The organism is Rhodococcus sp. UNC363MFTsu5.1 (genome assembly GCF_000686785.1).
GTDB classification, from domain to species: Bacteria; Actinomycetota; Actinomycetes; order Mycobacteriales; family Mycobacteriaceae; genus Rhodococcus_G; species Rhodococcus_G maanshanensis.
The window spans coordinates 20,745-34,650 of record NZ_JMLO01000012.1; the positions used below are offsets into that span (position 1 = coordinate 20,745).

Below are 13,906 nucleotides of genomic sequence, written 5' to 3' on the forward strand. Positions count from 1 at the left end.
GAGTCCGCGGACCTTACTTGTCCGAACACGCTGGTTTACCACGCAGGCCACGGTACCTGCGCGGACGATGTGGCCCACGCCTCGGCCGACTGCTCGACCTGCGGAAGGCCAGGTCAGATCGCGCAGCCGACGGTGACGGGCTCCGGTTCGAGCCTGACACCGAAGGCGTCCTGCACCCCGTCCCGAACCTCTCTGGCCAGCGCCAACAGGTCCGCGGTCGACGCGCTCCCCCGGTTCGTCAAGGCCAGCGTGTGCTTGGTGGACAGCCGCGCCGCCGCCTCCGGCCCCGGGTGCCCCTTGGTGAACCCGGCCCGCTCGATCAGCCAGCCTGCCGACAGCTTGGTTCCCGCGTCGCCAGGGAACTGCGGCACCCGCACGTCGTCGCCGAGCCGGGCGGCGATGGCCGCCATCACGGTCGGCAGCCGATCGCCGGTGAGCACCGGGTTGGTGAAGAAGGACCCGGCGCTCCAGGTGTCGTGATCGGCGGCGTCGAGGACCATGCCCTTGCCCGCGCGCAGCCCGAGGACCACCTCCCGGGCCTTGGCCGCCGGGCGGCGCTCGCCCTCCTCGGCCCCCATGGCGTGCGCCAGCTCCCGGTACCGCAGGGGCTCGCTCAGTCCGTCGGGGCGCAGGTCCAACTCCACAGCCAGCACCAGCGCCGCGTCCGAGTGCTTGAGCACGCTGGTCCGGTAGCCGAGGCCGAGCCGATCGGGCGTCACCCAGCGCACCTCACCGGTCCCCCGGTCCAGCAGTTGCACCCGCCGCAGCAGGGTGCCGACCTCCACCCCGTAGGCCCCGACGTTCTGCACCGGCGTCGCGCCGGCGGACCCGGGGATCCCGGACAGGCACTCGAGGCCACCGAGGCCGGCCTCGACGGTCCGCGCGACGACGTCGTCCCACACCGCGCCCGCCTCGGCCAGCACCGAGTCTCGGCCGAGCCGGATCGCGTCGTTGGCCACCCGCACCACCACCGCGTCGACGCCCTCGTCGGCGATCACCAGGTTGGATCCGCCGCCGAGGACGAGCGTGCGGGTGCCCGCCGCGTCGAGCGCGCGCACCACGCCGACCAGCGCGTCGGTGTCGCGGCAGGTGAGCATCGCCCGTCCGGGCCCACCGAGCCGCAGCGTGGTGAACCGCGACAGCGGCACGCCCTCACTCAGCTCGGCACCGAAATCCGCCGCGATAACACTCAATGCCTGCACGGGGTCAAACGGTAGCCTGCCGAACATGGCCCGCAGCATTCCGCATTCCGCGTCCTACCCTCAACCGGTCGATCGGGTGCACCGGGCCCTGACCAGCGAGCGGTACTGGCGCGACCGCCTGGCCGAGGTGGGCGGCGAGGGGGCCGAGCTCGGCCATGCCGTCACCGGCGAGGGCACCATCGACGTGGAGATGGCGCAGGCCATCCCGGCCGAGCACCTGCCCCCGATCGTGTCCAAGGTCCGCCCCGGCGACCTGACCATCACCAGGACCGAGACCTGGGGCGCCCTGGTCGGCGAGCGCGCCACCGGCAGCTTCAGCGCACGGGTCGAGGGCCTGCCCGGCGAGGTCACCGGCACGCTCACCCTGGCTCCCGAGGGCACCGGCTCCACCATCACGCTCGACGGCCGGGTCGAGGTGAAGCTGCCGCTGATCGGCGGCAAGATCGAGGCCGTCATCGCCGAGCAGGTCGTCGAACTCCTCGACGCCGAGCACGGGTTCACCGAGGGCTGGATCGCCGCCAACGGCTGATCCGGATGGGGCAGGTGTGACAAGCGTGGCACCAATGTAAATTGCGGTGCATGTCACGCCGAATTGAGTTCACCGCCAACTACTCACTGCCCGCCGAGATCGTGCACCGCACGCTCGTCGACGGACGATTCTGGAACCAGCGCGTCGAGAACGGCGCCGACAAGGGCCTCACCCTCGACCACCTCACCACCGGTGAGGGCACGATCGACGTGGGGCTGGCGCAGGCCATCGACACCAGCCAGCTCCCCTCCCTGGTCACCAAGGTCATCAAGGGCGACGTCGCGATCGTGCGCGGCGAGGTGTGGGGCCCCCTGGTCGACGGTAAGGCCGAGGGCACCTTCAGCGCGGTCGCCACCGGCATCCCGATCAACGCCAGCGGCACCGCGAGCCTGGTCGACACCCCCGAGGGCTCCACCCTCCGCATCGAGGGCGACGTCGACGTGAACGTCAAGCTCATCGGTGGCGCCATCGAGGGCATGGTCGCCGACCAGATCCTGGGCATCCTCGGCCGCGACCAGGAAGTTGTCGAAGAGTGGGTCGCCGCGAACGCCTGACCGCGGTGATCCCGGGCGGATGAGCCCGGCGATGCGGCGAGCCGGTACCCTTGCCGGTCATGGCTCGCCGCATCGACTACTCCGCCCGCTACACCCATCCCGCCGAGAAGGTGTACTCCGCCCTGACGAACCGGGACTACTGGGAAGCGCGGATGGTCGAGCTCCGCAAGTTCTCCGACAACCACGTCGAGAGCTTCGAGGTCGGCGACGACGGCATCGACCTCGTCTTCCACCACGTCATCCCGCGCGACACCCTGCCCGACATCGCGCAGACCGTGATGAAGAAGGACATGGTGATCACCCGCAAGGAGCACTACAGCGCCTTCGGCGACGAGGTCACCGGCACCTACTCGGCATCCATCCCGGCTGGCCCGGGCAGCCTCAGCGGCACCATGGCGCTGTTCGGCACCGACACCGGCTCCACGCTGCGGACCTCGTCCGAGGCGAAGGTGTTCATCCCCTTCGTCGGCGGCAAGCTCGAGCAGCTGATGCTGGTCAACCTCGTCGACCTGTTCCGTACCGAAGCCCAGGTCACCGCGGACTGGCTCGCCGAGCAGTAAAACCGACCGTCGTGTCCCGCCCGAGCGGAACCCGCGGAGCGAGCCCGGGTTCCACCAAACCGGACGGCGTCATCACCCGCGGCACCACCGGCATCAACCGGCTGCGCCGCAGCGATCGCTGGCTGATGCACCGGGCCGCGGTCGCCGACACGCTGCACTCGGCCGCCGACCCGCTCGTCGTCGACCTCGGCTACGGCGCCCGCCCCCACACCACCTTCGAGCTGGCATCCCGGCTGCGCACCGTCCGCCGCGACATCCGGGTGGTCGGGCTCGAGATCGATCCCGCACGGGTGGTCGAGGCCCGCGACGGCGTCAGCTTCGCGCGCGGCGGCTTCGAGCTGGCCGGGCTGAACCCGGTGCTCATCCGCGCGTTCAATGTGTTGCGCCAGTACCCCGAGGATGCCGTCGCGGGCGCATGGGCCAAGCTGCAGTCCGGGTTGGCCCCCGGCGGACTGCTGGTCGACGGCACCTGCGACGAGCTGGGCAGGCGCTGCGCCTGGGTCCTGCTCGACGCGGACCGTCCGCTGTCGCTGACCCTCGCCTGGGACCCGTTCGACGTCGAACGGCCGAGCGACATCGCCGAACGGCTGCCGAAGGCCCTGATCCACCGCAACGTGCCGGGGGAACCGGTGTACGAGCTGCTGCAGTCGGCCGACCGGGCGTGGGCGACGGCGGCCCCGCACGCCCCGTTCGGTCCGAGGGTGCGCTGGCGGGCCGCCGCCCAGCTGCTGCGGCAGCAGGGCGTGCCCGTCGAGGTCCCGCGCCGGCGCCTCCGCGATTGCGTGCTGACGGTCCCGTGGTCGCTGGTCGCCCCGGCGCTCTAGCCTTGTCGTGACCGAAGCACCTGCGAAGGGACCTGTGAGAATGCGTTCGACCCTGCTGTCGCGGAGAGATCTCGACTTCCTGCTCTACGAATGGCTCGACGTCGAGGCGCTGACGGACGATCCCCGCTACCAGGACCATTCCCGCGACACCTTCGACGCGGTGCTCGATCTCAGCGAGCAGCTCGCCACCCGGCATTTCGCCACCCACAACAAGAAGGGCGACGAGCAGGAGCCGAGCTTCGACGGCACCCACGTCACCATCATCCCGGAGGCCAAGCAGGCCCTCGACGCGTTCGTGAAGGCGGACCTGATGGGCGCGGGGATGGCGTACGAGGCCGGCGGTCTGCAGCTCCCCGCGACGGTCACCGGCGCCTGTTTCGCCTGGTTCCAGGCCGCGAACGTCGGCACCGCCGCCTACCCGATGCTGACCATCGGGAACGCGAACCTGCTGCTCGCGCACGGCTCCCCTGAGCAGATCGAGACCTACGCCAAGCCGCTCGTCGCCGGCCGGTTCTTCGGCACCATGTGCCTGTCGGAGCCGCAGGCGGGGTCCTCGCTCGGCGACATCGTGACCCGCGCCGAGGCGCAGCCCGACGGCAGCTACCGCCTGTTCGGCAACAAGATGTGGATCTCCGGCGGCGAGCACGATCTGGCCGAGAACATCGTCCACCTGGTGCTGGCCAAGATTCCGGGCTCACCCGAGGGCACCAAGGGCATCTCGCTGTTCATCGTCCCCAAGCTGCTGGTGGAGTCCGACGGCAGCCTCGGCGAGCGCAACGACGTGACGCTGGCCGGGCTGAACCACAAGATGGGCTACCGCGGCACCACGAACACCGTGCTGAACTTCGGCGACGGCACCCACACCCCCGGCGGCCAGGCGGGCGCCGTCGGGTACCTGGTCGGCGAGGCCAACCGGGGCCTGTCCTACATGTTCCACATGATGAACGAGGCCAGGATCGGTGTCGGCCTCGGTGCGACCGCGCTCGGCTACACCGGCTACCTCAAGTCGCTCGACTACGCCCGGCTGCGCGAACAGGGCAGGCCGGTCGCGGCGAAAGACCCTGGCGCCAAGCCGGTCCCGATCATCGAGCACGCCGACGTGAAGCGGATGCTGCTGGCCCAGAAGTCGTACGTCGAGGGCGCGCTGGCGCTGGAGATGTTCTGCATGCGGATGGTCGACGAGCAGCGCATCGCGGCCAACGAGTCCGCGCGCAACCGGATCGGGCTGCTGCTCGACATCCTCACCCCGATCGCGAAGAGCTGGCCGTCGCAGTGGTGCCTCGAGGCGAACAACCTCGCGATCCAGGTGCACGGCGGGTACGGCTACACCCGCGAGTACGACGTCGAGCAGCACTACCGCGACAACCGGCTCAACCCGATCCACGAGGGCACCCACGGCATCCAGGGCCTTGACCTGCTGGGCCGCAAGGTGACCCAGCAGGGCGGCATCAGCCTGCGGCTGCTGAGCGAGTCCATCGGCCGCACCATCGCGGACGCCGCGGAGACCGGCGGCGAGCTCGCGGAGCTGGCGGAGCAGCTCGACGAGGTGCTCGGCCAGGTCGGCAAGGTCACCGCGGGACTGTTCGCGTCGGGCGACGTCGACGCGGCCCTGGCCAACAGCTCGGTCTATCTCGAGGCGGTCGGCCACCTGGTTGTCGCGTGGATCTGGCTCGAGCAGATGCTCGCCTGCGAGGGCAAGACCGGCGACTTCTACGACGGCAAGCGGCAGGCAGGCCGGTACTTCTTCCGGTACGAGCTGCCAAGGACGGGCCCGCAGCTGGCGCTGCTCGCCTCGCTCGACCGGACCACGCTCGAGATGCGGGACGCCTGGTTCTGATCGACCCGGCCGGCCGGGTCAGGCCCAGGCGGCCAGCGCCCGGCCCACCCGGCGTTCGACCCGGACCGTCTGCCCCGCCGCGCCCGCCTCCAGCGCCGCGCGATCGAGCCGGCCGATGGCCAGCGCGTCGCCGACCACCTCGTCGAGCACCCACTGGGAGACGCCACCCTCGGCCAGGTCGAGCACCGTCCGCAACGGGGTGGTGATCAGGAAGGCGCCGGTGTGTTCGCAGTCGGCAGGCCCGAGATCGGCGCGGTGCACCGCGACCCGGTCCGTCCGGACGTGCACGGGCGCGCTCGCGGTCACGTGCAGGAACTGCGGGTGCACGTGACCGAGCCCGTACAGCTCGGCCGCGCTCTGATGCGAGACGACGGCGCCATGGAACTGGACGCACCGCCGCGCCACGTCCTCCAGGTCACTGTGCGGCCACGGCGACAACCGGAACAGGTCCCTGTCGACGCGATCCCACGCGCCCGCGCCGAGCGCGCGGCCGATCTCCCCCGGCGAGAAGCCGAGCGTGCGCGCCTGTCCGGCGGTGAAATACCCGGCCTGTTCGCGCGCGCACTCGAACAGGCCCCGCTCGCGCTCCTCATGGCGCCGCACGACCCCGTCGTCCATGACGTCACAGTACGTGCGACTGTGGCATGGATCACAGGGAATTCTCGCAGCGCGTTCTCAGATCCCCCACAGATTTCTGGGGAAGAATCCGTGTAATGGCCTCCCCCGCGAACACTTCGTACCGGTCCACGAGCCCCGGATCGAAAAACAACCGCGTCCTGTTGATCGTCCTCATCGTGATCGCCGCGCTGGTCGCGGCCCTGATCGCCGCCGAGCTCTTCGTGCGGCACAACATCAAGCAGTGCATGGCCGACCAGTTCTCGAGCGAGCTCGGCTCCCAGGTCGACGTCGACCTGAGCTGGAAGCCCGTGCTGCTGCAGGCGGTCGACAAGAACGTCCCGTACATCAAGATCACCAGCGACGACTCCAGCTTCGGCCCCGCCAAGGACATGCACGTCACGGCGAAGGTCAACGACATCAAGCTGACCGACACCGGCGGCACGATCGGCAGCTCCACCGCCGACGTGGACTGGTCCACCGCAGGCATCCTCGCGACCATCCAGGCCCAGCCGTTCGGCCAGCTGGTCTCCGGGGTGACCTCCGACCCGACCCGGGGCACACTGTCGTTCCAGGTCATCGGGCTCGCGGAGCTGACCGTCCGGCCACAGGTCGTGGACGGAAAGGTCGACATCGAGACCGTCGAGGCCTCGGTCCTCGGGCTGGGTCTGCCCACCGACCTGGTCAGCGGCATCGTCGACGTGCTCGGCGCCAGCCTGCAGACGCTCCCGCTCGGGATGTCGGCGACGTCGCTGACCATCACCGACGACGGACTGCAGATGTCGATGGCAGGCGGCGCCTACACGATGCCGGAGGCCTCCCCGGAGGCGCAGTCCACCGGCGGCGGCTGCTCCCTGCTGAGCTGAGCCGCGTTCGCGACGGCCGGGTGGCGGGCGCGCTACCCGGCCGGCGCGAACCCGTCCAGCACGGCCCTGGTACCGGACAGGCCGAGCCTGGTCGCGCCCGCCTCGATCATCTCCCGCGCAGCGTCCGCGGTCCTGATCCCGCCGCTCGCCTTGACGCCGAGCCTGCCACCGACTGTGCCTGCCATCAGCCGCACCGCGGCCGCGGTGGCCCCGCCCGCCGGGTGGAAGCCCGTCGAGGTCTTGACGAAGTTCGCCCCCGCCAGCTCGGCGGCCCGGCAGCACTCGACGATCGCCTCGTCGGATAGCGCCGCGGTCTCGAGGATCACCTTCAGCACGGTGGCCTCCCCGATCCCCTCCCGCACGGTGAGGATGTCCGCGAGCACCGCGTTGTAGTCGCCCGCGACCGCCGCGCCCACATCGATCACCATGTCGATCTCGCGCGCGCCCTGCTCCACCGCGAGCCGTGCCTCCGCCCCCTTGACCAGGGAGTGGTGCTTGCCCGACGGGAACCCCGCGACGGCGGCGACGGCCAGCCCCTCGGCCCGCACCGGCAGCATCGACGGCGACACACAGACCGCGTACACGCCGAGGTCACGGGCCTCCGCGATCAGCGCGTCGACATCGGCGGGCGTGGCCTCTGGCTTGAGCAGGGTGTGGTCGACCATCTGGGCGACCACGTCTCGGGTCAGCGGGGCGTCAGGCATACCGAAGAGCTTGGCACAGCGACGAATCCGGTTGCGCCGCCACCGCGCCGCCCGCCACACTGCCGTGGTGCTGATCCGACGCGAACTCCCCGCCGATGTCGACGCGATCGCGGCGGTGCACCGCGCCGCCTTCGCCGATCAGATCCCGCCCGGCGCCGACGAACCGATGGAGGCCGGGCTGGTCGCGCGGCTGCGTGCGTCCGAGGCGTGGCTGCCCGCGCTGTCCGTGGTCGCCGAGATCGACGGCGAGGTCCGCGGGCACGTCTGCCTGACCAGGGCAACCGTCACAGGCCGCCCGGCACTGGCCCTCGGGCCGATCGGGATACCGCCGCAGCACCAGGGGCACGGGATCGGGGCCGCGCTGATGCACGCCGTCCTCGGGGCGGCCGACGCACTCGACGAACCGCTGGTCGCCCTGCTCGGGCACCTCGACTACTACCCGCGGTTCGGGTTCGTGCCGGGGTCGACGCTGGCCATCGACCCCGGCGTCCCGGACTGGGTCTCGCACTTCCAGGTCCGGCCACTGTCCGCCTACACCCCGGACCTCGCGGGCGAATTTCCGTTACGCGGAGCCGTTCTACGAGGAGTGAACGCGCGGTGACCGGATCCGCGGCTACCGTGTCCGTATGAGCGCCGAGGAGCTTGCCGCCGTGTTCAACGCCGGTGCGGCTGAGTTCACCTGGCTGACCCCGCATATCTGGGGTCCGGCCGGGCAGGCGCTCACCTTCCAGTTGCGGCTGCGGCCCGGCGACGCGGTGCTCGACGTGTGTTGCGGCGCAGGCGCCTCGGCGCTGCCCGCGGCCGCCGCGGTCGGGCCGGACGGCCTGGTGCACGCCGTCGACCTCGCGGACGACCTGCTGGAGGAGGGCAGGCTGCTCGCGTCCGACCGCGCCATGCACAACATCGACTTCGTGCACGCCGACGCCACCGAATGGGAGCCGCCGAGCACGGTCCCCGAGGCAGGCTACGACGCGCTGGCCAGCTCCTACGGGGTGTTCTTCCTCCCGCACATGGACGAGTCGGTGAACCGGCTGGTGAACCTGGTCCGCCCTGGCGGCAAGATCGGCGTCACGTCCTGGCGCCGCGGCGCCCTCGAGGACTACGTCGGGGCCTACTTCGACGCGGTCGGCCGGCACGTGCCCGGCTTCGACGCAGGCGCCCGCGACAACCGAGGCAACCCACTCGACAAGCTCGACACCGTCGACGGCCTGAGCAACTGGCTCACCGGATTCGGCACCTCCGCCGTCGAGATCAACGAGCTGTCCAACTGGCTGCCCGCGACCCCCGAACTGGTCTGGGGACTGGTACTGGGCAGCGTGCTGCGCGGCACCCTCGCCGGCCTCGACCCCGGCACCGTCGAATCGATCAGGCTCGAGTTCCTTGCGCTGCTGACCGAGCGCGACATCGAGACGCTCGACCTCGGCACGCTGGTGGCCACGGCAGTCGTCGACCGCTGACCGGCACCTGCGACACTGGGTCCATGAGCTCGCCTGCCACCGAAGACGACCGTCGTTTCGTGCTCTCGCTGGGCACCCCGGACCGCACCGGCATCGTTGCCCGCATCTCCACGTTCCTCGCCGAGGTCGGCGGATCCATCGTCGAGGCCGCGTACCACGCCGACGCCGACAGTGGCTGGTTCTTCACCCGGCAGGCCGTGAGCGCCTCCTCGATCGACATGAGCATCGACGAACTCCGCACGGCGTTCACCGCGGTCGCCGCCGAACTCGGCCCCGAGACCGAATGGACGCTGCAGGATTCGTCCGAGCGCAAGCGCGTGGTGCTGCTGGTGAGCAAGGAGGCGCACTGCCTGCACGACCTGCTCGGCCGTGCCGCAGGCGGCGAGCTGCCCGCGGACATCTGCGCGGTCATCGGCAACCACATGGACCTGGCGCCGGTAGTGGAGGCGCACGGGCTGACCTTCCACTACGTGCCGTTCCCGAAGGATCCGGCCGAGCGCGGCCCCGCGTTCCACCGGGTTCGCGAATTGGTCGACGCCCACGATCCGCACGCGGTGGTGCTGGCCCGCTTCATGCAGGTGCTGCCCGCCGAGCTGTGCGAGCACTGGTCGGGCCGCGCGCTCAACATCCACCACAGCTTCCTGCCGTCCTTCGTCGGCGCCCGGCCCTACCACCAGGCCTTCGCGCGGGGCGTGAAGCTGATCGGCGCGACCTGCCACTACGTGACCGCCGAGCTGGACGCCGGGCCGATCATCGAGCAGGACGTGATCCGGGTCGACCACGCCGACGAGGTCCGCGACATGGTGCGCCAGGGCCGCGACATCGAGAAGCTCGTGCTCGCGCGCGGCCTGCGCTGGCACCTGGAGGACCGGGTGCTCGTGCACGGGCGCAAGACCGTCGTCTTCAGCTAGGCGCCCCGCGCCCGTGAGCCCTTTTGGTCCCGCTGCGGACCAGAAGGACTCACAGTCGGGCGAGGCGTCGGATCTCGTCGTTGACCGGGGCGGGGGCCTCGACGGTACTCATGTGACCGATCGCGGGCAGCCGGATCAGCCGCTGCAGGTGCCCGGCTTCGTCCAGGACCTCCGAGATCCGCCGCGAATGCGACTGCGGAGTGAGCCGATCGGCGGTCCCGACCAGCACCGTGGTTGGCACCGTCAGGTTCTCCAGCGCGGTCCGGATATCGAGCATGCTCAGCGCGGCACCCCAGCCGCCGCGGGTGCGGCCGTGGCAGTCGAGCACGATGCGGGTGCAGAACTCGACCTCCTCGCGCGTTGACCCGGGCGCCATCGCCGCGTACTGGATGACGCGACGGGTGGCGGGCGTGTCGACCCGCACCGAGTTTCGCCAGCCGAGCAGCACCCGGCCAACCGGCGGCGGGATCGTCGGCAGCCGCTGCGAGAGCGGGATCAGCGTGGACTCGGCGACCAGGCTGTCGGTGGCTGTGCTGGCCAGCATCACCGCGCTTGCCTTCGCCCGCACCTGCTCCGGGTACCTGCCTGCCCACGACATGATGCTCATGCCACCCATGCTGTGGCCGACCACGACGGCCTTCTTGTCGCCGGTCACGGCGGCGTCGAGCACCGCGGCCAGGTCGTCGGCCAGCAGGTCGGTGCTGAGCGGATTGTGGCCGAGCTCGGTGCGCCCGTGCCCGCGCTGGTCGTAGGTGATGACGCGGAAGTCGTCGGCGAGCGCGTTGATCTGCGGGTACCAGAAGGCGGTCGAGCAGGTCCAGCCGTGGCTGAGCACGATGGGCTGCGCCTCGGGATCGCCGTAGGCGACCACGTGGATCGGGTGCCCGTCCGCCGAGGTCGCGGTGATGGTCTCGGGCCGGTGCACGGGATCGCTCAGCGCGGGGTTCGGCTCTGCCACGAACGATGCGCGCGACCTGGTCCGCCGGGAGCGCACGGCCGCGCCGACCCCGATGATCGCCGCTCCGGCCGCCGCTCCGACGAGGATCCGTCGCTTCGAACCCCGTGACTGTGCCGTCACCTGTCCACCTCCGTGGTCTCTTGTGTGTTCTCGATTGGGGAAACCGCCGGCGCCCCGGGACAGCGCGCCGTGCGCCGGGTCTCGGCGGGGCTAGATGATGTGCGCCCTGCGCAGCAGGAGCTTCGACGGCCCGCCGACCAACCCGACCTCGCTCAGGAATTCGACGGTCTTCGCGCTGCCCTCGCGGAGCATGTCGTGGTAGTGCTTGTTGGCCTTCGCCGCGGCGCGGGCTCGCTTGGGGTCCAGCCCCGCGGCCTCGTACACCTTGTCGTTGACCAGGCTGGTGACGATGAAGTAGGCGGTCACGCCGAGCAGCAACCGGATCCGCGCCCTGGTGAACCGCGAGATGCCGTCGACGCGCCTGACGGTTTCCTCGCGGGCGAACTTGATGTGCCGCGCCTCCTCGAGGACGTGGATCTTGCTCACCGTCCTGGTGATCGGCTGTACCCGCTCGTCCTTCATGAAGTCGCGCTGCATCATGTCGAGGATCTCCTCGGCGAACAACGTGCCGCCGTAGGCGAGCGAGCCGGTGGCCGTCGCCTTGAAGGCGCGCGCCGACTCGCGGATCCACCGCTTGGGCCGGTACGACGGGACGCCGAAGCGCTGCGCCGACCTCGCGAACATCGTCGAGTGCCTGCACTCGTCGGCGATCTCGGTGAGCGCGAACTGCACGTGCGGCTCGGACGGGTCGTGCGAGTAGATGTCGCGCACCAGCATCTGCATGAGGATCATCTCGAACCAGATCCCGGTGCCCGCGACGCTCGCGGCCTCGTGCATGGTGAGCGTGATCCGCTGGTCCTCGGTCATCGAATCCCACAGGTCGGTGCCGTAGAGGCTGGACCATTCCGGTGTCATGCCGTAGAGGCCCGCCGGAATGGGCGCCTCCCAGTCGATCTCGACGAGGGGGTCGTAGGACTTCCTGGCCGCCGAGGCCAGCAGACGGCTCGCCGTGTCCTGCCGCTCCCCAGCCCTGGCCAGGCGTGATCCGGACCTGTTCACGGCCTTGCGTTCGTGAATGATCGACATCGCCACTCCTCGGCATCGGATCCGGTGACGCGCGCCGGTATCGACTTACCTCAAGAATGCGTGGCGGGAATGACCGTTGTCAAGGGTTATATGTAACTGATATTCGCAGACAATTTCCCCCGCGATCGGCCCGTCGCGGCGGCGACTACCAGCGCGGTCCGCGCTGAACCTCGTCCACCCGCGGCCGCACGTCGACCAGGTACACACAGATCGCCACGACCGCGATCATCCAGAAGAGCATCCCGAAGGGCAGCAGCAGCACCAGCAGCGCCACCAGCAGGATGCCCAGCCAGATCGGCTTGCTCAGCTTGTCGACGGCGGTGAAGGCGTCGGTGCGCTGCCGGATCGCGTGAAAGACCGCGAAGACGCCCGCCGCGATGGCGGCGAGCTGGAGCGCGAGCATGATCAGGCCGGTGAGGCCGTTGACGGTCGGCATGTATCCATCCTACGAGTTCGGCCCCCGCACACCGTGATGCGCGGGGGCCGAACTCGATTCAGCTGTGCGGATCGTCAGCTGGTGGCCTTCTTGGCCGGGGCCTTCTTGGCCGGAGCCTTGGCCGCGGTCGCGGTCGCGGCGGGCTTCGCGGCGGCGGGCTTGGCCGGAGCCTTCTTGGCCGGGGCCTTCTTCACGGGCGCCTTGGTGGCGGCCGTGTCGACCTTGGCCGCGGCCGTCTTGGTGGTGGACTCGGCCTTCTCGCCCGCGCCGACGAAGCGGCTGGCGACGCTCTCGCCCGCCTCGGTCACGGCGTCGCTGACCTCGTCGGCGACGTCGCTGATGCGCTCCGCGGCGCGACCGGCGAACTTCGCGGCCTGCTCGCCGACGGCCCGGGTCTGACGTGCCACGGTGCCGAGGGCCTCCTCGGTGAGGGTGGCGGCATCGCCGAGCACCGACTCGGCGCGCTCGATGCCCTCTTCGACCGCGGGCTGCTTGCGGAGGCGCTCGACGGTCTCCTCGCCGCGCTCAGCGAGCGAGGTGTAGATGTCGGTCGCGACCTTCAGGTACGCCTCGGCGACCTTGCGCAGCTCCTCGGCGGTGAACTTCTCGCGCAGCTCGGCGAGCTCCTCGGGCAGCTCGGACGGCAGGCCCGCCAGCCGCTCACGGAGGCCCTCGACACTCTCGGTGAGGTCGCCGGTCAGCTTCTCGAAGCGCTCGCGGGCGGCGTCGACCGTGAGGGCGTCCTCGCCGTTGGCGGTGGCGCGCGAACGCACCTGCGCGACGACGTCGGCGACGGCCTGGACGACCACGTCGCCCGCGCCGACGGCGGCGTACAACGGGGTCTTCACGCTGTCGAGACCTTTGAGTTCAGTCATTCTTGGTTCTCCTTTTCGGGCTGGGGGTCGAGACGCGGGTTGTTCTCGCGCCGAAACGATTCGTAGATTTCAAGGAGGACCTGCTTCTGTCGCTCCGTGACGGAGGTATCGGAGAGCAGGGCGTCCCGCACCGGACTGGCTGGGCGATCTTCGAGAAATCCAGCCCGCATGTAGAGCACCTCCGCGGACACGCGGAGTCCCTTCGCGATCTGCCCGAGCACCTCTGCCGAGGGCTTGCGCAACCCACGCTCGATCTGACTCAGGTAGGGATTGCTGACGCCTGCGAGCTGCGAGAGCTGCCGCAACGACACCTGCGCGGCTTCCCGCTGCGACTTGATGAAGCTGCCGATGTCCTGCGCCGCGGAGCTGACCACCCTGGCGGCCACGTCACCGGCACTGTCGCCGGTTGGCATTTCGTCGGACATCACACTC

Annotated in this window: 16 protein-coding genes and 1 pseudogene; 9 read left to right on the forward strand and 8 right to left on the reverse strand. The window is 70.3% G+C overall.

The window, feature by feature from the left end; all coding sequences use genetic code 11:
* Window positions 1-113: 113 nt before the first annotated feature.
* A complete protein-coding gene (locus BR31_RS0111970) occupies window positions 114-1,229 on the reverse strand; it encodes a UDP-N-acetylmuramate dehydrogenase (RefSeq protein WP_081830432.1) in 1,116 nt (371 codons plus the stop codon).
* Here BR31_RS0111970 and BR31_RS0111975 point away from each other — a divergent pair.
* Genes BR31_RS0111975 through BR31_RS0111995 form a run of 5 tightly spaced genes read left to right on the forward strand, consistent with a single transcriptional unit; the run spans window position 1,228 to window position 5,506 of the window.
* On the forward strand, window positions 1,228-1,731 hold the full coding sequence (locus BR31_RS0111975; RefSeq protein WP_027501174.1) for a DUF2505 domain-containing protein: 504 nt from the start codon (window positions 1,228-1,230) through the stop codon (window positions 1,729-1,731). The genes BR31_RS0111970 and BR31_RS0111975 overlap by 2 nt on opposite strands.
* Before the next feature lie 50 nt (window positions 1,732-1,781).
* Complete coding sequence (locus BR31_RS0111980; protein ID WP_037176409.1) at window positions 1,782-2,285, forward strand: DUF2505 domain-containing protein; 504 nt, start codon at window positions 1,782-1,784, stop codon at window positions 2,283-2,285.
* A 59-nt stretch (window positions 2,286-2,344) separates the two neighbouring features.
* The gene (locus tag BR31_RS0111985) at window positions 2,345-2,845 is read left to right on the forward strand and encodes a DUF2505 domain-containing protein (protein WP_027501176.1); all 501 of its coding nucleotides are present in this window, start codon (window positions 2,345-2,347) and stop codon (window positions 2,843-2,845) included.
* An 11-nt stretch (window positions 2,846-2,856) separates the two neighbouring features.
* A complete protein-coding gene (locus BR31_RS0111990; protein ID WP_051637335.1) occupies window positions 2,857-3,669 on the forward strand; it encodes a class I SAM-dependent methyltransferase in 813 nt (270 codons plus the stop codon).
* A gap of 40 nt (window positions 3,670-3,709) precedes the next feature.
* Window positions 3,710-5,506, forward strand: coding sequence for an acyl-CoA dehydrogenase (locus tag BR31_RS0111995; protein ID WP_027501178.1), 1,797 nt, complete (start codon window positions 3,710-3,712; stop codon window positions 5,504-5,506).
* A gap of 18 nt (window positions 5,507-5,524) precedes the next feature.
* Here the strand turns inward: BR31_RS0111995 and BR31_RS0112000 are convergent, their stop codons facing one another.
* Window positions 5,525-6,124: a type IV toxin-antitoxin system AbiEi family antitoxin domain-containing protein gene (locus tag BR31_RS0112000; RefSeq protein WP_231496458.1), complete on the reverse strand. Its 600-nt coding sequence runs from the start codon at window positions 6,122-6,124 to the stop codon at window positions 5,525-5,527.
* Between the two features lie 95 nt (window positions 6,125-6,219).
* On the opposite strand from BR31_RS0112000, the gene BR31_RS0112005 reads away from it, so the two are divergent.
* The gene (locus tag BR31_RS0112005) at window positions 6,220-6,987 is read left to right on the forward strand and encodes an LmeA family phospholipid-binding protein (RefSeq protein WP_027501180.1); all 768 of its coding nucleotides are present in this window, start codon (window positions 6,220-6,222) and stop codon (window positions 6,985-6,987) included.
* Window positions 6,988-7,019: 32 nt separating this feature from the next.
* Here BR31_RS0112005 and deoC read toward each other — a convergent pair whose 3' ends face one another.
* The gene (gene deoC, locus BR31_RS0112010; protein ID WP_027501181.1) at window positions 7,020-7,691 is read right to left on the reverse strand and encodes a deoxyribose-phosphate aldolase; all 672 of its coding nucleotides are present in this window, start codon (window positions 7,689-7,691) and stop codon (window positions 7,020-7,022) included.
* Window positions 7,692-7,758: 67 nt separating this feature from the next.
* Here deoC and BR31_RS28345 point away from each other — a divergent pair.
* The 3 genes and pseudogenes from BR31_RS28345 to purU all read left to right on the forward strand — a co-directional run bounded on the left by BR31_RS28345 (window position 7,759) and on the right by purU (window position 10,059).
* Window positions 7,759-8,281, forward strand: a pseudogene (locus BR31_RS28345) (GNAT family N-acetyltransferase).
* Between the two features lie 36 nt (window positions 8,282-8,317).
* Window positions 8,318-9,148, forward strand: a complete 831-nt coding sequence (locus BR31_RS0112020) for a class I SAM-dependent methyltransferase (RefSeq protein WP_027501182.1) — start codon at window positions 8,318-8,320, stop codon at window positions 9,146-9,148.
* Between the two features lie 23 nt (window positions 9,149-9,171).
* Entirely contained in the window at window positions 9,172-10,059 is an 888-nt protein-coding gene (gene purU, locus BR31_RS0112025; protein WP_027501183.1) for a formyltetrahydrofolate deformylase, read from the forward strand.
* 49 nt (window positions 10,060-10,108) lie between these two features.
* On the opposite strand, the gene BR31_RS0112030 is transcribed toward purU, so the two are convergent.
* The 5 genes from BR31_RS0112030 to BR31_RS0112050 form a co-directional block, all read right to left on the reverse strand.
* Window positions 10,109-11,137 carry an alpha/beta fold hydrolase gene (locus tag BR31_RS0112030; protein ID WP_027501184.1) on the reverse strand — a complete coding sequence of 343 codons (1,029 nt, stop codon included), beginning with the start codon at window positions 11,135-11,137 and terminating at the stop codon, window positions 10,109-10,111.
* 90 nt (window positions 11,138-11,227) lie between these two features.
* Window positions 11,228-12,163: an AurF N-oxygenase family protein gene (locus tag BR31_RS0112035; RefSeq protein WP_037176448.1), complete on the reverse strand. Its 936-nt coding sequence runs from the start codon at window positions 12,161-12,163 to the stop codon at window positions 11,228-11,230.
* A 145-nt stretch (window positions 12,164-12,308) separates the two neighbouring features.
* Window positions 12,309-12,599, reverse strand: a complete 291-nt coding sequence (locus BR31_RS0112040; RefSeq protein ID WP_027501186.1) for a DUF2516 family protein — start codon at window positions 12,597-12,599, stop codon at window positions 12,309-12,311.
* Window positions 12,600-12,673: 74 nt separating this feature from the next.
* Window positions 12,674-13,474: a heparin-binding hemagglutinin gene (locus BR31_RS0112045; protein WP_027501187.1), complete on the reverse strand. Its 801-nt coding sequence runs from the start codon at window positions 13,472-13,474 to the stop codon at window positions 12,674-12,676.
* A complete protein-coding gene (locus BR31_RS0112050) occupies window positions 13,471-13,899 on the reverse strand; it encodes a helix-turn-helix domain-containing protein (RefSeq protein WP_027501188.1) in 429 nt (142 codons plus the stop codon). Before BR31_RS0112050 ends, BR31_RS0112045 begins: the two co-directional genes overlap by 4 nt.
* Between the last annotated feature and the right edge of the window lie 7 nt (window positions 13,900-13,906).